This is a genomic window from Algoriphagus sp. AK58 (genome assembly GCF_014324365.1).
GTDB lineage: Bacteria > Bacteroidota > Bacteroidia > Cytophagales > Cyclobacteriaceae > Algoriphagus.
Genome location: NZ_QEIG01000022.1, coordinates 121,775 through 138,925 on the forward strand (window position 1 = coordinate 121,775; position 17,151 = coordinate 138,925).

Annotated in this window: 22 protein-coding genes; 7 read left to right on the forward strand and 15 right to left on the reverse strand. The window is 44.3% G+C overall.

The features are described 5' to 3' along the window. The 6 genes from aac(6') to DDT91_RS18465 all read right to left on the reverse strand — a co-directional run bounded on the left by aac(6') (position 1) and on the right by DDT91_RS18465 (position 4,308). Positions 1-459, reverse strand: a complete 459-nt coding sequence (aac(6'), locus tag DDT91_RS18440) for an aminoglycoside 6'-N-acetyltransferase (protein WP_187177668.1) — start codon at positions 457-459, stop codon at positions 1-3. Next, the gene (locus tag DDT91_RS18445; protein ID WP_187177669.1) at positions 456-920 is read right to left on the reverse strand and encodes a hypothetical protein; all 465 of its coding nucleotides are present in this window, start codon (positions 918-920) and stop codon (positions 456-458) included. The genes aac(6') and DDT91_RS18445 overlap by 4 nt, the downstream gene beginning before the upstream one ends. 140 nt (positions 921-1,060) lie before the next feature. After that, positions 1,061-2,161 (reverse strand): DUF6544 family protein, encoded by a 1,101-nt coding sequence (locus tag DDT91_RS18450; protein ID WP_187177670.1) that lies wholly within the window; start codon positions 2,159-2,161, stop codon positions 1,061-1,063. Between the two features lie 206 nt (positions 2,162-2,367). Beyond that, positions 2,368-2,661 (reverse strand): transcriptional regulator, encoded by a 294-nt coding sequence (locus DDT91_RS18455; protein ID WP_187177671.1) that lies wholly within the window; start codon positions 2,659-2,661, stop codon positions 2,368-2,370. 12 nt (positions 2,662-2,673) lie between these two features. After that, on the reverse strand, positions 2,674-3,636 hold the full coding sequence (locus tag DDT91_RS18460; protein ID WP_187177672.1) for a sodium-dependent bicarbonate transport family permease: 963 nt from the start codon (positions 3,634-3,636) through the stop codon (positions 2,674-2,676). Positions 3,637-3,648: 12 nt separating this feature from the next. Further along, the gene (locus tag DDT91_RS18465) at positions 3,649-4,308 is read right to left on the reverse strand and encodes a carbonic anhydrase (protein WP_187177673.1); all 660 of its coding nucleotides are present in this window, start codon (positions 4,306-4,308) and stop codon (positions 3,649-3,651) included. A gap of 126 nt (positions 4,309-4,434) precedes the next feature. Between DDT91_RS18465 and DDT91_RS18470 the strand changes: the two genes are divergently transcribed. Continuing rightward, on the forward strand, positions 4,435-5,361 hold the full coding sequence (locus tag DDT91_RS18470; RefSeq protein ID WP_187177674.1) for a LysR family transcriptional regulator: 927 nt from the start codon (positions 4,435-4,437) through the stop codon (positions 5,359-5,361). Between the two features lie 199 nt (positions 5,362-5,560). Here the strand turns inward: DDT91_RS18470 and purN are convergent, their stop codons facing one another. From purN to DDT91_RS18490, 4 genes are all read right to left on the reverse strand, one after another. After that, positions 5,561-6,118 (reverse strand): phosphoribosylglycinamide formyltransferase, encoded by a 558-nt coding sequence (gene purN / locus DDT91_RS18475; protein ID WP_187177675.1) that lies wholly within the window; start codon positions 6,116-6,118, stop codon positions 5,561-5,563. Between the two features lie 129 nt (positions 6,119-6,247). Next, positions 6,248-6,679 (reverse strand): VOC family protein, encoded by a 432-nt coding sequence (locus DDT91_RS18480; RefSeq protein ID WP_187177676.1) that lies wholly within the window; start codon positions 6,677-6,679, stop codon positions 6,248-6,250. Then, complete coding sequence (locus DDT91_RS18485) at positions 6,676-7,338, reverse strand: DUF2306 domain-containing protein (protein ID WP_187177677.1); 663 nt, start codon at positions 7,336-7,338, stop codon at positions 6,676-6,678. The genes DDT91_RS18480 and DDT91_RS18485 overlap by 4 nt, the downstream gene beginning before the upstream one ends. Further along, a complete protein-coding gene (locus DDT91_RS18490) occupies positions 7,331-7,939 on the reverse strand; it encodes a hypothetical protein (RefSeq protein WP_187177678.1) in 609 nt (202 codons plus the stop codon). Before DDT91_RS18490 ends, DDT91_RS18485 begins: the two co-directional genes overlap by 8 nt. Before the next feature lie 178 nt (positions 7,940-8,117). Here DDT91_RS18490 and DDT91_RS18495 point away from each other — a divergent pair, with 178 nt between their 5' ends. The 5 genes from DDT91_RS18495 to DDT91_RS18515 all read left to right on the forward strand — a co-directional run bounded on the left by DDT91_RS18495 (position 8,118) and on the right by DDT91_RS18515 (position 12,622). Further along, the gene (locus DDT91_RS18495; RefSeq protein WP_187177679.1) at positions 8,118-8,657 is read left to right on the forward strand and encodes a hypothetical protein; all 540 of its coding nucleotides are present in this window, start codon (positions 8,118-8,120) and stop codon (positions 8,655-8,657) included. A gap of 149 nt (positions 8,658-8,806) precedes the next feature. Continuing rightward, positions 8,807-9,910 (forward strand): endo-1,4-beta-xylanase, encoded by a 1,104-nt coding sequence (locus DDT91_RS18500; RefSeq protein WP_187177680.1) that lies wholly within the window; start codon positions 8,807-8,809, stop codon positions 9,908-9,910. A gap of 297 nt (positions 9,911-10,207) precedes the next feature. Next, positions 10,208-10,783 (forward strand): YceI family protein, encoded by a 576-nt coding sequence (locus DDT91_RS18505; protein WP_187177681.1) that lies wholly within the window; start codon positions 10,208-10,210, stop codon positions 10,781-10,783. 11 nt (positions 10,784-10,794) lie between these two features. Beyond that, a complete protein-coding gene (locus DDT91_RS18510) occupies positions 10,795-12,084 on the forward strand; it encodes a hypothetical protein (protein WP_187177682.1) in 1,290 nt (429 codons plus the stop codon). 13 nt (positions 12,085-12,097) lie between these two features. Further along, positions 12,098-12,622, forward strand: a complete 525-nt coding sequence (locus DDT91_RS18515) for a hypothetical protein (RefSeq protein ID WP_187177683.1) — start codon at positions 12,098-12,100, stop codon at positions 12,620-12,622. Positions 12,623-13,094: 472 nt separating this feature from the next. On the opposite strand, the gene DDT91_RS18520 is transcribed toward DDT91_RS18515, so the two are convergent. From DDT91_RS18520 to DDT91_RS18540, 5 genes are all read right to left on the reverse strand, one after another. Then, complete coding sequence (locus tag DDT91_RS18520; protein ID WP_187177684.1) at positions 13,095-14,168, reverse strand: alkaline phosphatase; 1,074 nt, start codon at positions 14,166-14,168, stop codon at positions 13,095-13,097. A gap of 235 nt (positions 14,169-14,403) precedes the next feature. Beyond that, positions 14,404-14,619: a hypothetical protein gene (locus DDT91_RS18525; RefSeq protein ID WP_187177685.1), complete on the reverse strand. Its 216-nt coding sequence runs from the start codon at positions 14,617-14,619 to the stop codon at positions 14,404-14,406. 11 nt (positions 14,620-14,630) lie between these two features. After that, positions 14,631-15,011: a hypothetical protein gene (locus DDT91_RS18530; RefSeq protein WP_187177686.1), complete on the reverse strand. Its 381-nt coding sequence runs from the start codon at positions 15,009-15,011 to the stop codon at positions 14,631-14,633. Positions 15,012-15,108: 97 nt separating this feature from the next. Next, positions 15,109-15,594 carry a heme-binding domain-containing protein gene (locus DDT91_RS18535; RefSeq protein WP_187177687.1) on the reverse strand — a complete coding sequence of 162 codons (486 nt, stop codon included), beginning with the start codon at positions 15,592-15,594 and terminating at the stop codon, positions 15,109-15,111. A gap of 3 nt (positions 15,595-15,597) precedes the next feature. Next, positions 15,598-15,984 carry a heme-binding domain-containing protein gene (locus DDT91_RS18540; RefSeq protein ID WP_187177688.1) on the reverse strand — a complete coding sequence of 129 codons (387 nt, stop codon included), beginning with the start codon at positions 15,982-15,984 and terminating at the stop codon, positions 15,598-15,600. Positions 15,985-16,272: 288 nt separating this feature from the next. Between DDT91_RS18540 and DDT91_RS18545 the strand changes: the two genes are divergently transcribed. After that, a complete protein-coding gene (locus DDT91_RS18545; protein ID WP_255502186.1) occupies positions 16,273-16,992 on the forward strand; it encodes a class I SAM-dependent methyltransferase in 720 nt (239 codons plus the stop codon). Positions 16,993-17,151: the final 159 nt, after the last annotated feature.

The following is a 17,151-nucleotide window of genomic DNA, read 5'->3' on the forward strand; positions in this document are numbered from 1 at the left end:
TTACAAATCCTTGATAAAACAAACGATCCGCTCAGTTTCTCTGAACCCTGCTTTAGAGTGGAAATTGATGCTATGTGCATTAGAAATGGGGGTATCAGAAGCCATTTGCTTGATTCCCTTTGTTTTGGCCCAGTTTTCACCGGCTTGGATTAGCCTTTTGCCAAGCCCTTTATTTCTGTACTCAGGTTTAATAAAAATCCCTTCCAGGTATGCAGTGGGGCGATTTTCTGCTCCTTCCACGTAGTCAAATCGAACCGACACATGGATAAACCCAATGCCATTTTCCCGATTTTTAAGTAGAAAACAGGCATCATGGTCAGATGGGATTAAACTGAGGTAATATTCTCTTTCCTCCTCATATTGGCAGTCATGCCAAAGCTCAAGAGTAAGCCTGGTGAAGGTGTCCAGGTTGTGAGGTAAAAGCTTTTCAATTACAATTTCAGGATTCTGTTCGGTCATTCTTCCACGTTCAGATTTAATTGCCTTCCCTCTTTTTGTGCTTTTTCATCCATTGCAGCCCCAACTGCAATGCCTATGGCCATCCCGAAAGGCAAACCCAATCCTAAAAATGCCATGTTGTCCAGCATACTTCCAAATACCACCCCGAAAGGCAATCCAAATGCAGACATTCCCAGGACCATCCACTGTGAGCGATAGTGGTGTCTTGGCACCAGATGCAGTTCTTTTTCTACCAGTTTTAGTATTTCAGATAGCTTTTGGGAAAGCATTTTTTCCGCAGACTTTTCCTTGGGGTTGAAAGAATTGACCTTTTCCAGTTTCTCGTTGATCGAGCTTACAATCGAATCCGGCAATTCTCTTTTTCTGAGTTCATATACCAATCGGCGGAGCTTCACCAGCTGATCTTTACTTCCCTTGTTCGCGAGGAATAGTTCGTTTTCATTGAGTTCAATCAGATTCATCAGAATTAAAGGTTAATAGGTTGAGGCTAGCTTAAGGTGGTTGAATCAATTCTAAACTTGATTTTCATGGTTTACCTAAGTCAATTCTGAGAATCCAGCTTCTTGTAGAAAGAGAAAGACAGATTTTCTGCTTATTTCTATCATTCCAGAGCCGTTTCGTTGTATTGGATATCGGTAATTTTCAGATGGAGCCATGTCCAATCTCCCTCCTCGAGTTTCCAGGTCGCGGTCATTTCGATAGGCACCCTGATCCCCTGCATTTCCCCATGTTGTGAGACCTCAAGCACCCATTCGTGGCGTTTAGAATCCGGCTTATTTCCCTGGAATCGCCATGCTGAAAATCTGTAAAAATCTCCCTCTGAGGTAAAGTAGAAAATGCCACTTCCCCTTGTCCCGTTTACCTCTAAGGTGGCTTTTGCCGTGCTGTCGCTTAGGGCCTCCCAAGCAATGCGTTGATCCAAAGCGAAAGAAGGAAACCAAACCATCTCGCCAAGGAAGCGCTGAAGACTTCCTTCGTCCAGCTTTTCCCCTTTTTCATCCACTATTGCAAACAGCGAATTGATCAGGATAAGCATTTCGCCTCTGCCGGAGAAAAATTTATCCCTACCACGAAAGAACAGGAACGGGTTCATCTTGACATCCACCGACCAAATAAATCCAGGCTCTTCTAGGCTGCTGTATTGTATAGCGCTTGCTTCAAACCATTTTTCCTGATCGGGTTTGAGTTTCATTTTTGCGTCCTGATATACTTTTCCGAGAACCAACTTTGGTTTTCCTACCATATTCGATCTCTTCAGCCATTTTTGGACTGGTTCAGGCAAATTGTTTAAGTCCCCCTCCCTGACCACAACCGGGGATTGAAATTTGACCCGGGTCAGGAGCGTGTCTGTTTCTGATAGGATGCGCCTTTCAAAAAGAAATTCCCCCAATCCGACCATACAGACCAATAGAATGAGAAAATTGGGAAGGGTGCCGAACTTGGCATCTTGCCAAACCATGAAAATCAGAATCTGCGAAAGGAGCAAGGCCGCCAGGCCCAGCACCCAAGCATAACGATGGGAAAGGAAAAACAGAATAGCATATCCGATGAAAAGCAAAGCCGTCAGCAACCAGAAAAGTCCCATAGGGCGGGAGATCACCAGAGTAAATTCTTTGATTTCCCGGAGTTCAAATCCTTTGACAAAGCCCAGGAAATGAATCAGACCATGGATAACAATCAGTGACAAAAAAGCAGCTTTCATAAGCTTTGAAAAAGGTGTATACCGGATTTTTAAGCGCCAGTTTCCCTAAGTTAATCTGATTAAATCAGTTTTTCTAGCAGCAGGTAGTGTAAAAAAAGTGGTTTGTGAACCTCTTTCGGGCGAGAGGAAATTACCAACCCCAGCGAGGAAAAAAGCTTTTTGTTTTCTCAAAATGCTTTCCCCTTCGCTGAGTTAAATCCCTGAAATCAGAAATGATCGCTACGAACTACCCGCACTGGATGAGAGAACGCAATCATGGCATAGCGGTCAAAGTATTTTTCCTGCAGATGCTTTAGGATTTTCTGGCTGGTTTCTTCCGAAACAATACTTTCGATTTTTACATTTTCTCCCTCCCAGGGATTATCCCGGGTGTGGCCTAGATGCTTACCTGTGACCGAGGTAAGCGTGAACCCTTTTGCCCCCAATTGTTCGATTTCTTTTTCGATCACCGGTGCAAGTACGTCTTCAGTGATGATGGTAAGTAAAGTAAATTCAGTCATCTGCGGCAAAGATTAATGGTAAAGAAATTCGGCAAACTGATGGTACATCGGAATGCCAAGGATGATATTGAAGGGAAAAGTAATCGCAAGGGCTGCGGTCAGGTAGTAGGAAGGGTTGGCCTCCGGAAGGGCTACTCGGCAAGCCGCAGGTGCGGCAATGTAGGAGGCACTGGCGGCCAAGACGCCCAGAATTGTAGCTCCACCCAGACTCAACCCCGCAAGGTGTCCAAGCCAAATGCCAAGGACGGCATGAACAATGGGGAAGAAAATTCCAAATCCGATGATCATCAACCCGCCTTTTTTCAGATCTGAAAGTTTTCGGCCTGCGACCAAACCGGCTTCCAAAAGGAAGAGTGTCAAGACTCCTTTGAATGGGGTGTCAAAAAGAGGGGAAACTTGCTCCCAACCGCTTTTCCCCACAGCAAATCCAATGATCAAAAAACCAAGCAGCAGAAGGCTGCTTTTGCCGGCAATCAACTCGCGGGCTATTTCTTTAAGCGAAACCTCCGAATGACTTGCGCTGGAAGGAGCATTGATCCGAGCCAAAGAGATGCCGATCAAAATGGCCGGTATTTCCATCATGGCCAACATGCTGGGCATAAATTCCTCGAAGGAAATCCCCAGCGTCTCATGAAAAGCGATAGCGGCACTGAAGGTAACTGCAGAAACAGATCCGTAATGGGCTGCCAGAGCGGCTGCATTGGGTACGTCGAACTTTCCTGCTTTGCGCATGATCCAATACGTCCACAAGGGGATAGTGCAGCAGAGACCGATAGCCACGGCCGCGGGTAGGATGACTTCGTCCAGCGAAGCCAAAGAGAGCTTGTATCCTCCCTTCATGCCTATGGCAATCAGTAGGTAAATGGTGAGTGACTGGTAAAGCGAGTCAGGAAATTTCAGATCGCTTTTTACCCTTGCTGCAGTGATTCCCAGCAGAAAGGCTAGGACCATAGGAGATAATAGGCTTGTCAGCATGTGTTGTTGGATTTAGTCTTGGAGAAATTCTACTTCGCCAGTTTCCAGATGATAAAGCGCTCCGATGATTTGGACAGAGCCTTCACGGACACGATTGGCGAGTACAGGCTCCAGGTTCCTCAAGGATTCTACTTGGGTGCGAATATTTTCCCGGATCGAGGCATCGAGTAAGTCGTGAGGCTCAGAGGCTTTGGCTTTTTCGACAGCGGGTTTGATGGCATTGATGAGGGTGACGATATGGCCCGGGACTTCGGGAAGTTTGACAGCGGCGTTCACAGCCCCGCATTGGGTATGTCCTAGGACCACGATGAGCTTGGTTCCCAGTACTTCTTCAGCAAACTCGATACTTCCCCAAGAAGCGTAAGTTGAAACTTGTCCTGCCGTGCGGACGATAAACAAATCGCCAACTCCCTGATCAAAAATGATCTCATTGGGTACACGGGAATCTGAGCAGCCCACGATCGTGGCAAAAGGATACTGTCCTGCCGCTACCTCTTTGATCCGGTTGATATCCTGATTGGGCTTGATCGACTGGCCGGCTACAAACCGTTGGTTCCCCTCTTTTAGAAGCTGTAGCGCCTTGTCCGGGGACATCGGGGTGTGAGTTTGCCCAAAGCTTAGAAGGAAAGGAAATGTCAGCAAGAGGAGAGTGGAGATTGTTTTTCGGTTCATTTTATACTTGGATTGGTTTTATGTCTAAAGTTTAGCGTATTGCTTCTTTTTTCCGGGCGCAAAAATGGCGACCTTGATTCATTGATTTTCATTTATATTTATGATATAATACATCACCAAAAAATTATGAATTACACCCTTAACCAGCTGAAGATTTTTTTGAAAATTGCCGAGCGGGGAAGCATCACCAAGGCTGCGGACGAACTCCATCTTACCCAGCCTGCAGTCTCCAATCAGCTCAAAAATTTTCAGGATCAGTTTGATATCCCGCTCACGGAGTTGGTAGGGAGAAGGATTTACATCACGGATTTTGGTAAGGAGATCGCTCAGTCAGCCGAGCGGATTCTGAATGAAGTGGCCGCGATTGATTTTAAAACCCATGCCTTCAAGGGGCAGCTCACGGGTCGGCTGAAGCTGTCGGTGGTCTCCACAGGCAAATATGTGATGCCTTATTTTTTGAGTTCGTTTATGCGTCAGCATCCCGGTGTAGAACTTCAAATGGACGTGACCAACAAGGAACGGGTCATCGGTTCCATCGAAGAGAATGCCGTGGACTTTTCTCTTGTTTCCATATTGCCGGCCACGCTACAGGTTGAAAAATTGGACTTGCTCGAAAACAAGCTTTATCTGGTCAGTAAGTCTTCCACATCCTTCCATGACACGGGGTTCAACAAAGATCTTTTCAAAGACCTACCGCTCATCTATCGGGAAGCAGGTTCCGCAACACGACAGGTGATGGAGAGTTTTTTTGACCAACAGCATGTACTGGGGGTAAAAAAAATGGAACTGACTTCCAACGAAGCCGTGAAACAGGCAGTATTGGCCGGATTGGGGTACTCCATCATGCCCCTGATCGGAATTCGAAATGAACTCCAAAGCAAGGAACTGCAAATTGTACCGGTCAGCGGACTTCCCATTACGACCATGTGGAGGCTCATTTGGCCCAAAGGGAAAAATCACTCTCCTGTAGCCAGTGCCTTCCTCCGTCATGTAGAAAACGAAAAGGCGGGAATTATCCGGGAGCACTTTGGTTGGTGCAAGGACTATGTCTAGCCATCATTTTTTATGGGCCAGGCTAGAAAATGGCCCATTTTCGAGGATAGGCTTTTGCTTATAATTTGCGTTGACTGGAGAAATAGGCTCATGCCTTTCAAATTCATAAACTGTAGCTCAGGCAGGTCTACTTCAAAGTTTTTCAATACGTATTTGGTTTTTGGGGATTTCTCCAGGCATCGGCGGATAACTTTTCCATTTAAATCAAGCTCTCAATGACCTCAGGGAAATACCTATGCTCCAAGGCATGTACTTTTTGTGCAATGGAATCTGGCGTGTCCTCGGGGGTGACAGAAGTAGCTGCCTGAAAAATGATTTTTCCTTCGTCGTAGTGCTCATTAACCAGGTGAATAGTGATCCCTGTTTCTTTGTCTCCTGCGGCTTTTACCGCCTCATGGACATATGCGCCGTACATTCCTTTCCCGCCGTATTTAGGCAATAAGGCAGGATGGATATTGACCATCCGATTTGGAAAGGCACGGATTAGGTCATCTGGGATTTTCAGTAAAAAGCCAGCCAAAATCACCCAGTCAATTTTTTCTTCCCTTAGTTTATCAAGAAGAACACCTGCTTCCATTTCCTTTTTAGTAAAAGTAAAAGTGGGTACTTGGAAATTTTTTGCACGTTCCAAAACAAAGGCGTCTGGTTTATTAGAAGCCACAAGGGCAACATGGCCTTTGGAGGAATTTTGGAAATGCTCCATGATTTTTTCGGCGTTTGAGCCGCTACCGGAGGCAAGGATGGCTAGTCTAATCATCTGGCATGAGTTGTTTGAGAGTGCAAGTAAGTGTTGCCGGATCATTGAATCAAAACGGAGGTGGAAATTTCGGAAATAGGATTCCGGATTTTGGTAATCCCAGTTCCGAAACCCGACCTCAGAAATTCCCTATTCTTCTCCCGGTTTCAGATCATAATTCACCATCCACCCGATGCCGAATTTGTCCTCAAAGCTTCCGAAATAAGCCCCCCAGAACGTGCTCTGGTATTCCATTTCGATGGTACCTCCTGAGGATAGTTGGGTGAAAATACGATGGCCTTCTTCTTTGCTGTCCGCATTGATTGAGATATAGTTGTGGTTGCCTTTTTTCCAAATCTGCCCCATGCTGGGGCTGGTATCGGAGGCCATGATTTTTACCGAATCGGAAATTTTCAGACAGGCATGCATGACTCTGTTTTGTTCTTCTTCAGGGATATTCATTCCGGGAATTTCTCCAAAGTAGCCTATGTTGCCTTCAAATTCACCGCCTAGGACGGATTGGTAGAAAAGCATGGCTTCTTCGGCATTGCCGTCAAAGTTGAGGTAAGGATAGATATTCATGTTGCTGGAGTTGAGGTTTTTGGTTCGTATTTTTTAGAATAACTGAAAATCAGAGGTGAAATCAGCAGAGTAGGCAATAGCCAGAGAACCCAAATAGGCAACCAATCTGGGAGATTTCGCAGGTTGACTACCAAAAATGCGGTGGTAGAGGCAATAAACCCTCCTCCCAATCGCTGAAGGTGTTTTCGGATATAGGCTTTTTTGTCATGCTTTGTAGAGGTAGAGCGAAGGTCTTGGAGGGCCATCATCATGCCTATCCCAGCGAATACCACAAAGACAATCCCGAACAGGTCTCCATCCAAAAGTCTACTTGTTCCCAGAAAAATTAGCCCTAACCCCGCGATAATCATCCCAAACTGCAAAAAGCGATCGATGGAATGGTTTGCCCGGAAGTTTTTGCGGTAGATAGCCCTAGCTCCTGATCCTACCTGGTAAATAGTGAACACCCCAACCATGAACAAAAAAGCACTGGGGTGTAGTACTGCCATAATCTGGGAAGTGATCCCGGTAATAATCATTCCTAAAATGAAAAGCTTACCTAGATTTCCGTGGACTTTTGTTCCTTTCTTAAGGAGGAAGACCAACAGTCCAGTCAGCAGACCAATAGAACCTCCCAGTATGTGTAAAAAGAGAAGTATTTTAAAAAAGTCTTCAAACATGGTTCGGCTTGGTGTCGGTTTTTCTTTCAAGATACTTCCGATCTACTAGAAATGCCAAAATTCCCAGAGTAACACCAAGTCCCGAAAATCCAAATGCCAGATAAAGGTTGGAGTAAGAGATGGTGATGGATAGTAGATTTAAGCATAGTCCTACAACCCAAACCAAATGACCTGTTAGGGTTCGTTTGGCAACTGTTCTCCACGACTCTTTGGGAAAGGTTTCATTGACTAAGGGGCTGAAAAAATCTCTGAACTGCCAAAGTAGAAAGGCATTCATGCCTAATAGAACCGTGATGACATACGGCGTACCGGTCCAATTTTGTGAAATCGTGACCATCAAAATATTCAGTAGCATGGGTACGAGCATGATGCCTCCAAGGAGTTTGAATCGGGTGGTAAGAAGCATGAACCCAATTACGATCTGGCTTACCGCGATAAACTCGGCATAGAGTCCCAAGTCATATTTCTCCAACTGCTCCACCAGCCAAGGCGGACCAATCCATCCGATAAACCGATGGCCTGCATAAAGTTTGACCATTCCGGCACCCCAAAGGGTAAATCCAAGAAAAGCAGAGACGGATTGGGTAAAAAAGGATTTCATGACAAAGAGGTTTTGGGGCTGTCGTTTTCGGAAAGGATATATTTCCTTTTAATATGATGGATTGAAGGGGAAAAAGTTGCACCAAGGTTCAACTCTTTTTTTTCAATCCAGGACCTGACGCAGTGAGGGATGATCCAATTCTTTTTATTTTCGATGGTCAACTCAATCAACAAGAATCATGTCAGCAAGTGAACTAGCGGTTGGAAGTCGTATCGGACATCCCAAATTTGGCTCTGGAGTAATTGTGTCTGTGGATGCCAACTATTACAAAATTTACTTTTCCTCAGTAGAAGAGGTAAAGACCCTCGCAAGAGACTATGAAGGATTTACCATAGAGGAAGCCAAATTGCCGGACTTTCCTATGCTCACCATGAAGGATGTGGAAAAAGCCATTCGTGAGGCGCTTCAAGCCACCTCCGAACGAGCCCCCTTGGTGCCTTTGGGAGGAAAATGGATGGGAGGAAAGTTGATCATCGAGCCCTATGACAAGAGTCTTCAATCTAAGGAGATTCCCATCGAAACTTTCTTCCATAAAGTGGTGATGGTCAGAGAAAAACTCCGTGTGCTAGAACAGAATATCAACAACCACCCCAAGCTCGATGATGAAGACCGGGTAGGCTTACAGCAATACATCACCCGATGCTATGGTTCACTGACCACTTTCAATGTGTTGTTTGCCTATAAAGAAGATCAGTTTAAAGGAAGCGGAAAGGATTAATTATTTGAAAGGCATCGGCAAGTTTATCACCATGGCTCAGGATAGGTTTTGGATTTGGATCCGATGAATTTATGCCATTAATTTATTCAACGGTCTAAAGATCATTTGTATAGCCTGTCTCGATTGAGACAGGTTTTTTAATTTCATTTATGAAAAAGAGATATTGGTTTTCTTTCTGCCTTGGGTTGCTAGTTTCCTGCCAAACCCTCAAAAAAGAAGGGCTTAAGGATCGATTTGAGTCTGATTTTTACCTGGGATCAGCGGTAAATCTTGCACAGGTTACCGGAAGAGAACCCGGTGCAGATTCTCTTTTAACACTTCACTTTAATTCGATTACTTCAGAAAACGGACTGAAATGGGGGCCGGTCCATCCCAAGTCAAATGAATACAATTTTGAGTTTGGGGATGCTTTTGTGGCTATTGGAGAGCGAATGGGGGCATTTATTGTAGGACACACTCTAGTATGGCATCAGCAGACTCCCGCTTGGGTATTTCAGGATGGGGAAGGAAAATTTTTAAGTAGGCAAGACTTGGTTTTTCGGATGGAGGAACATATCTCAGAGGTGGTAGGAAGATATAAAGGGAGAATACACGGATGGGATGTAGTCAATGAAGCTTTTGAAGATGATGGTACTTGGAGAAAAACCCACTGGTATTCGTTGATTGGAGAAGATTACATCAAAATAGCTTTTGAGAAGGCCCATGAAATAGATCCTGAGGCAGCACTTTATTACAACGATTACAATGTCTGGAAACCTGAAAAGAGAAAAGCGATTTTGGCTATGGCCACTCAATTGAGAAATCAAGGCGTACGAATCGACGGAATAGGAATGCAAGGACATTACCGATTGAATACTCCTAGTCTGGAGCAGATCGAGCAGGCCATTTTGGATATACATGAAGCGGGATTTCAGGTGCATGTGACCGAATTGGACATAGATGTACTCCCGCGTCCTTCAGATTCCGAGGGGGCTGATTTGACTATCAATTACGCAGCGTCTGAAGAGTGGAATCCTTATCAAACCGGGTTGCCAAAAGAAATTGAGGAGAAGCTGGTCGAGCGATATGCTTCTCTTTTTGCACTTTTTCAAAAACACGCAGATAAAATTTCCCGCGTGACTTTCTGGGGTCTTCATGACGGGAGAAGCTGGTTGAATAACTGGCCTGTACGAGGCAGAACCAATTACCCTTTGCTTTTTGATCGAAATTTGAAACTGAAAGAAGGTTTTGTCCAGACTCCTGGAGTCAAATGAATTTTTTCTTTCCAAAAAAAATGCCCTTTAGGACCTGTTTTATCTATCTTTCGTGATCGGACACACTATTAGGATGTGTTTGTTTTTGTATTGCTATAAACAATGGAATTTTATATGGATTGTAAGTCTTTTTTCGATCTATTATTCTTTGCTAAAGGGGATTTTAGCCATAAACAGTAGAAAATTCCTATGAATCATTTTTGGTACTGTAATCAATCATGCGATTAACTGACTTTTGTCAGCTAAAAAGCGGCTTTCCGTTCAGAGTTTAGCATCATCAAACCAATCAAAAAGAAAATGAGAACTCCTAAACCCAACCCTTTAATCCTACTGGTTTGCCTACTCTTTGTAGGGTCATTTACCGGTTTCTCTCAGACCAAGTATGTATTGTCTTCCTCTCCTATGTTCAAGGTGGAAGGAGGGTCAACACTTCATGACTGGGCTATGACATCTCAATCGGGCGCCGGTGAGGGGATGTTTGTCCTTGAAGGTGGTCAGCTTAAGACCGTTCAGAGCCTTCAAATCAGCTTTCCGGCCGAAACACTAAAAAGCGGCACCAAAGGTCTGGACACGAATGCCTACAAGGCGCTCAACACGGGTAAAAACAAGGATATCCGCTTTGTATTGAAAGAATTGACGGGGAGCGGAACATCCTTTGTGGCCAAAGGCGACCTAACGATAGCTGGAGTGACTAAGCCGGTAAGTTTTCCGGTAAAAATGAGTGCTGCAGGAGGAAAATACACCTTCGAGGGTAGCCTGGAAACCAAATTAACCACTTTCAATGTGACACCTCCCACCGCTCTGATGGGTACAGTCAAAACTGAAGACGGAGTAAAACTTTCATTTAAATCTACATTTCAACCCACCATTTAATCCAAATTAGTATGAAAAAGTATCTAATCACTGCACTGATAGCGGCAGGTATCTCAGCCACAGGCTTGGCACAGGGATTACAACGTGACGTCCAATATTGGAGACCCTATGATCAAAGAGGGGTCAATATCTTTGAAACCGGAAAGCTTGACACCGTGGCTTTCGAAGGGGTTAAGGTAAGGGTAGGTGGACATTTCACCCAGCAGCTTCAGAGCCTTAGCCATGAAAATACTGCTGATCCAGTGAGAAACCCTGCGGGCGTTAATCTAAATGAGCTGATTGAAATCGGTACCGGTAGTAACTTAGCTACTGCTAACCTTAATATCGACGTGGAGTTGATGGATGGTGTACGATTAAATATGATTGCTTATCTATCCTCTAGACACCATCCGGAAACTTGGGTAAAAGGCGGTTACCTACAATTTGACAAGCTTCCTTTCTTAGGAAATCCTGAGTGGTTCTCTAAATACCTGACTTTGAGAGTGGGGCATATGGAGATCAATTACGGTGACGCACACTTCAGAAGAACTGACAACGGTAACGCCATGTACAATCCGTTTGTAGGAAACTACATTATGGATGCCTTTACCACAGAAGTGGGCGGTGATTTGACTTTCCAGAGCAACGGTTGGATCATTATGGGTGGTATCACCGGGGGTGAAATCCAGGGAGGTGTTACCAGACCTGATGATCGAGAACTTTCTTGGCTTGGAAAAGTAGGCTATGACAAGCAGCTTACCGATGACTTTCGCGTTCGTTTGACAGGTTCTATCTATACCACTTCAGGTTCTGCTAGAAACACCCTTTACGGAGGTGACCGTGCTGGTTCCAGATATTACCTAGTCATGGAAAACACTTTGGCAACCCCAACTGCTCAATTTACTTCCGGCCGAATCAACCCAGGTCAGACTGACAACATCACTGCCACTGTGATCAACCCCTTTATCAAATACAAAGGACTTGAATTCTTCGGAAACTTTGAAACTTCAAAAGGTAAGGCTGCAAACGAAACAGCTGACCGAACTTGGAACCAAGTAGGTGCTGATCTGGTTTACCGATTTGGAATGAACGAAAGATTCTATCTGGCAGGACGTTACAACCAAGTGAAAGGTAAATTGGCAGGCAGCGGATTGGATGTTTCCATAGACCGTACCCAGTTTGGCGGAGGTTGGTTTATCTCCAAAAACATCCTTGCCAAAATTGAATATGTCAATCAAAACTACAATGACTTTGCCAAAACCGATATCCGAAATGGTGGTAAATTCAATGGTGTAATGATTGAAGGAGTCATAGGATTCTAAAACAAATCAAATCATGCGTATCCTAGCGCTTATTGCCCTGTTTCTTTTCTCTTCTGGAATCCAGGAGAGAAAAGAACTGGTCATCACCCAACAGAAAATCCAGGTAAGTGGATATACCTCCATAGGCAAATTCAACTGTGATTTTTCAAAGGCGGGAATGGCGGATACGTTGCGAATAAACTCCACCGAGGTCAAAAAGGGGCTCGAATTTAAGATTCCGGTAAAAAGCTTTTCCTGCGGGAATTTCCTTCTGAACAGTGATTTCAGATCCACGTTGAAAGCAGATGATTTCCCTTACGCACACGTCAAAGTGGCCAATTTCAGAGAAAAGTCAGGGAAGATTTTCTGTCACCTGAGCTTGGATCTAGTAGGAAAAAAACTGGAGTTCCCGGATCTGATGCTCGAAAGAAGCCCCAAAGGATTGAGCGGAAAATTGATTTTAAATTTTGATTTGCTCAACCTAACTCCACCCAGCAAGTTTGGGGGATTGGTCAAAGTAGAAGACCAACTGGACCTGGAAATCCTCCTCGGTGCTTAAACAAGAAAGCCTCTCAATCTAGGGAGGCTTTCTTATTTTTTTGACCTTAAAGCGAAACAACGAGCTCTATCGTATTTGCCCGTTTTCCAAGATTAGGAATGGAATGATTTTATCAATTTTTTGGAATTTTAAGATTTCCAGACTTTTCCTTTTTCCACTTATGAGGTGACAGATAGAGAAAGCTCAGAATTAGGAGGGAGGCATTTTCATCTACAGGGTACATCACTATTTTCCATTGGATTATCCTTCTTAGGCTTTTTGGATTGCTTGATAAGTGGTTTTAAGAAAGACCCATTGTAAATCCAAAGGAGAAAGTAGTTTTTGAATCTCAAGAAATCCAGTGGATTATCCCCCGAGTGGTAACTACTTCCTGCCTCAATTGATGGTTTCTCATGGTTCAGTTTTCTGGATGAATTCCTTTGGCTGCTGGACCTCCTTGAACCGGTTTTCAGAGCGGTCCATTGGTCAAGTCTTAGTTTTTAAAGCGAAATGCCGCCATCATTTTATGGAAAATGGTATTGTTTTCATAAATGCCGGCAAATTTATCCGAACCCGGACCGTAGGCAAAGACCGGGATCATCACCCCTGTATGGCTTCCGGTGGTGAATTTCCCTTCGACCATGCCTGTTTTGGTGTCCCCTTTGTTGACAGAAAATCCTCCTGTCTCGTGGTCAGCCGTGATGATCACCAGGGTGTTTCCGTCCTTTTCTGCGAAGTCAAGGACCTTGCCGATTGCCTTGTCAAAGTCGATCATTTCCTCAACAATGTATTGCGTGTCGTTGCCATGACCTCCCCAGTCAATCTGGGAGCCTTCGATCATCAGAAACATGCCCTTTTTGTTGGTTTTGAGCAATTCGAGTCCTACCTCGGTGGATTTGACCAATTCATCTCCACGACCTGCTGAAAATCTTGGCTGCTGTTCATCAGCAAGAAATGCTGCCAATTTTCCGCTTTTCACCTGCTGTACTTCCTCAATGGAGTTGGCGATTTGGTAGTTTCTGGATTTTAGTGAATCGACCAGGTTGAGTCCATCTTTGCGATTGGCAAAAAACTTTCTTCCGCCTCCAATAAATAAATCGATATCCGTAGCCAAAAAGTCCTTGGCAATGTCTTCATCTAGGGAGCGGGATGGCTGATGAGAGATGAAGCTTGCCGGGGTAGCGTGTGTGATCGAGCAGGTAGCAATAAGTCCGGTGGCAAGCCCGTTTTGCTCGGCTATTTCCAAAATGGTCGGAACAGGATTGCCGGATGCATCTACCCCGATGGCGCCATTGTAGGTTTTTACTCCGCAGGAAAAAGCCGTGGCCCCAGCAGCTGAATCGGTTACAAAGGCGTTGCTGGCCTGATTTTTATGAAAGCCCACGACCGGCATCCGCTCGAGATTGAGCTGTCCAAAATTCCCCGTCATCCCTGCATAAATCTGGGATACCCCCATGCCATCACCGATCATCAGAATGATGTTTTTGGGGTTCTTGACTTTTTTCTGGGCCCATGTTGGACTGGTGCTAAGAGAAAGGGCGAGAAGGAATAAGTATCTTTTCTTCATTAGGAGTTGGGATTTTTTTGCAAAATAGATTTCAAATGGAAGAATTATGAGCTGTATCGATATTCTTAACCCAATCTTGATCTTTTGGAAATCTTTCTTCTAGTCTACCTGATTTTCTTGAAAAAAGGCCACCGTTTAAATAATCAATGACCAAATGATCTCAATTACGAAAGGACAATGACCAACTTGGGATTCTCAGAGAAAAGGTTGCTTGAAAATTCAACATTGAGTTTGATCATTGTTCATTGAAAATTTTCATTTGCCATTTTTTCAGCCTCCATTTCTGAATCAAAAACAGCAAGGCAGTTCCCAAAAGCAAAGCGGGGTAAAGGATGATGAAAAGGAAAAAATTGACCTCGTAATACGACAGATTCAGGATGTTGGCGAGGTTGATCACAAAGTCGGTGCAATAGTTATACACCCAATAGGCAAGTTCGAGTAGTAGGTTCATGACTTTCGGAGTTAAGAAATTCGATCCTGAATGTTGAGGGATTTGATCAGCATCGTGTAGATCAATACTGGGAAGAAAAGCACCAGCAAAAGGATGTTGGCCAATCCATAATTTCCAAATCCTTTCAGCGCAGCGATCATCCCAAAATAAAGAGGATCGGTAAAGAAAAAGTAAGCCTGATTTAATTTCACATGATGGGTTTTGCAATAGCCCGTGTCGTTGTGACAGGCCCAAGTACATTTTTCTGGGTTTCGGATTGCAGGATTGATGGTGGATTGCCCTCGGCTTTGGTAATCAGTCGTTTCAAGTTGAAATCTGGAATATTCATTAACAAGGATCATCAATGCTATTGGAAAGATCAGTATCAGGAAATTTCGAAGGAGTTTCTTCATGCATTTTTCAGAATTGGAAATTTGACAGGGCAAAAAGGAAAAGGTTAACCATTGCTGATTAACCCTTTCTGTGCATTCAATCTTGTACGAGGATGAATTATTCTACACTTTCTTCGGTCTCCTCCTCCTCTGCGACTACATCCATGGTAGCCTCTGTCCAGGTGATGATCAGCTGTCGCTGCGCATCAGTGAGTTTAGCTTCAGAGTGAATATAGGTATAGATTTTCATCGGCATTTCACCTTCTCCCACCTCGATAGCGATATCATCCAGTTTCTCCAGTTTCTCCATCATGTCATACTGCTGCCAGGTGGAAAAATTGAGTTCCTCTCGTCCTTCACGGATATCTTTAGCGACCAACCAAGAGACTGGAGCCACATAAGAATACCAAGGATACTTGGTCTCATTGCTATGGCAATCATAGCATGCGCTTTTTAAGATGCCTGCTACTTCACCTTCAACCACTCCCGAGCCAATCAGGTCATCGGGGTTATTGGTTTCCACCACAGGGAGTTCATTCGGAATGAGTTGGATGGCGATGCCTATCACCGCCAATCCACCGATGAGGTATTGCCACGGTTTCATGGCTTATTTCTTTTTGCCGGTACTCCATTGCATGAGAGTTGCCGCTTCTTCGGCCGTCAGTTTTTTATCTGGGTTGGACTCCAAAAATTTTGCAGGCGGCATGGATCCTTCTTCTAGTGTTTCTTTGATTTTGCCCATGCTGGCTAGCGCTTTCGATTTTTTAGCAGCTTCCAAGGCATCCCAATCCAGTTTGGCTTTACCTTTTTCATTTTTTGAATTGGCATTGTGGCAACCGTAACATTTTTGCTGGACAATTGCCTTTACTTCAGCGGGCAAAGCAGGCGCTTCCGGATGAAATGCAAGAACAGTGTCCGCTTCAGGTTTTGGATTGGCCTGTAAGAAAAGTAATCCGATCAGGGCGGCGATGGGGAGAATAGCTAGTTTTTTCATAGTGAATGGATAGGGTTTAAAAAGGAATTTCTGTAAGAATTTTATTTGAAGCAATTTTATTGGGTAAAACTCTATCTAATATACTGATAGATCTGTAAAAGAGTCTAAGTCAAAATTCCATTTAAAAATGAAATAGACCAAACTTGATTAAAACCAAGATGAATGTGGGATTTATGTCGACCAAATGGTGGATCAGGTGGTCTGTGGTTGGGAGAAGGAGGAAGTCGTCGAGGTTTGATGCCAAACACCTGATTTGGGATTTGGGTTAAAGATTTAAACGTGAAAAACATGAAAGGAAGAATAGCAGGATTTTTTTTGGGGTTGATGGGGATGACCATCCTACCCCTGCTGGCACAAAAGGCAAGCTCTCCTTATACCTATAAAACACCCAGCTATGACGGGATTGGCAAAGTTTATATGGGAAGGGAGATTTCTTTTGTGATGGGATTTGAAGGGATGTCTTGGCTGGAGCGACGCAGTCGGGAACAGGAAGAAAGCGTGTCCTTAGCCATCAAAAATCTTCCGGTTTCTGAATCCAGCGTGGTGGCCGATATCGGTGCGGGTTCGGGTCATTATACGTTCAAAATCGCACCCAAAGTACCAACTGGAAAAGTCTATGCCGTAGAAATCCAGGAAAAGGCCGTCAATTACCTAAATACAAAATCCAAAGAACTCGGCTTTTCCAATGTGATTCCGGTGATGGGGACAGAGACTTCACCAAATCTTCCTGCCAATTCGGTCGATCTTGCCCTCATGGTAGATGTGTACCACGAACTCGAGTTTCCGGTCGAAATGCTTGCTGCCATTCGCCAATCCCTTAAACCAGGAGGCAAATTACTTTTGATCGAATATCGGGGCGAAGACCCGGAAGTGGCCATCAAGCCGCTGCACAAAATGACCGTGAAGCAGGTAGAAAAAGAATTAACGGCTAATGGATTCAAACTCGTTCAAAACGGTCAGTTTATGAAAATCCAGCACTTTTTGGTGTTTGAGAAGGTAGGTAAATGAGGCGCTAAAGCGTGTGTCTAACACTATTTCCGAGTTTGTGTCGGTCTTCGATCACAGCTAAGCATCTTATTATCCAAAGTGGCTTTGAAAGATTGAATAGGACTTCCGAAGTTTCCTTATTCGCAATTTACTTTGAGTTTTATTGACGTTGATTTCAAA

What these genes read in the sequence shown, in the direction of transcription:
- DDT91_RS18450 (WP_187177670.1), bottom strand. Translation starts at nt 2,161, where the DNA reads ATGAAAGCTGCTTTTTTGTCACTGATTGTTATCCATGGTCTGATTCAT.
- DDT91_RS18535 (WP_187177687.1), bottom strand. Translation starts at nt 15,594, where the DNA reads ATGAAACCGTGGCAATACCTCATCGGTGGATTGGCGGTGATAGGCATC.
- DDT91_RS18495 (WP_187177679.1), top strand. Translation starts at nt 8,118, where the DNA reads ATGTCAGCAAGTGAACTAGCGGTTGGAAGTCGTATCGGACATCCCAAA.
- DDT91_RS18510 (WP_187177682.1), top strand. Translation starts at nt 10,795, where the DNA reads ATGAAAAAGTATCTAATCACTGCACTGATAGCGGCAGGTATCTCAGCC.
- DDT91_RS18505 (WP_187177681.1), top strand. Translation starts at nt 10,208, where the DNA reads ATGAGAACTCCTAAACCCAACCCTTTAATCCTACTGGTTTGCCTACTC.
- DDT91_RS18455 (WP_187177671.1), bottom strand. Translation starts at nt 2,661, where the DNA reads ATGACTGAATTTACTTTACTTACCATCATCACTGAAGACGTACTTGCA.
- DDT91_RS18485 (WP_187177677.1), bottom strand. Translation starts at nt 7,338, where the DNA reads ATGTTTGAAGACTTTTTTAAAATACTTCTCTTTTTACACATACTGGGA.
- DDT91_RS18465 (WP_187177673.1), bottom strand. Translation starts at nt 4,308, where the DNA reads ATGAACCGAAAAACAATCTCCACTCTCCTCTTGCTGACATTTCCTTTC.
- purN (WP_187177675.1), bottom strand. Translation starts at nt 6,118, where the DNA reads ATGATTAGACTAGCCATCCTTGCCTCCGGTAGCGGCTCAAACGCCGAA.
- DDT91_RS18500 (WP_187177680.1), top strand. Translation starts at nt 8,807, where the DNA reads ATGAAAAAGAGATATTGGTTTTCTTTCTGCCTTGGGTTGCTAGTTTCC.
- DDT91_RS18460 (WP_187177672.1), bottom strand. Translation starts at nt 3,636, where the DNA reads ATGCTGACAAGCCTATTATCTCCTATGGTCCTAGCCTTTCTGCTGGGA.
- DDT91_RS18540 (WP_187177688.1), bottom strand. Translation starts at nt 15,984, where the DNA reads ATGAAAAAACTAGCTATTCTCCCCATCGCCGCCCTGATCGGATTACTT.
- DDT91_RS18530 (WP_187177686.1), bottom strand. Translation starts at nt 15,011, where the DNA reads ATGAAGAAACTCCTTCGAAATTTCCTGATACTGATCTTTCCAATAGCA.
- DDT91_RS18520 (WP_187177684.1), bottom strand. Translation starts at nt 14,168, where the DNA reads ATGAAGAAAAGATACTTATTCCTTCTCGCCCTTTCTCTTAGCACCAGT.
- DDT91_RS18445 (WP_187177669.1), bottom strand. Translation starts at nt 920, where the DNA reads ATGAATCTGATTGAACTCAATGAAAACGAACTATTCCTCGCGAACAAG.
- DDT91_RS18545 (WP_255502186.1), top strand. Translation starts at nt 16,273, where the DNA reads ATGAAAGGAAGAATAGCAGGATTTTTTTTGGGGTTGATGGGGATGACC.
- DDT91_RS18490 (WP_187177678.1), bottom strand. Translation starts at nt 7,939, where the DNA reads ATGAAATCCTTTTTTACCCAATCCGTCTCTGCTTTTCTTGGATTTACC.
- DDT91_RS18525 (WP_187177685.1), bottom strand. Translation starts at nt 14,619, where the DNA reads ATGAACCTACTACTCGAACTTGCCTATTGGGTGTATAACTATTGCACC.
- DDT91_RS18480 (WP_187177676.1), bottom strand. Translation starts at nt 6,679, where the DNA reads ATGAATATCTATCCTTACCTCAACTTTGACGGCAATGCCGAAGAAGCC.
- DDT91_RS18470 (WP_187177674.1), top strand. Translation starts at nt 4,435, where the DNA reads ATGAATTACACCCTTAACCAGCTGAAGATTTTTTTGAAAATTGCCGAG.
- DDT91_RS18515 (WP_187177683.1), top strand. Translation starts at nt 12,098, where the DNA reads ATGCGTATCCTAGCGCTTATTGCCCTGTTTCTTTTCTCTTCTGGAATC.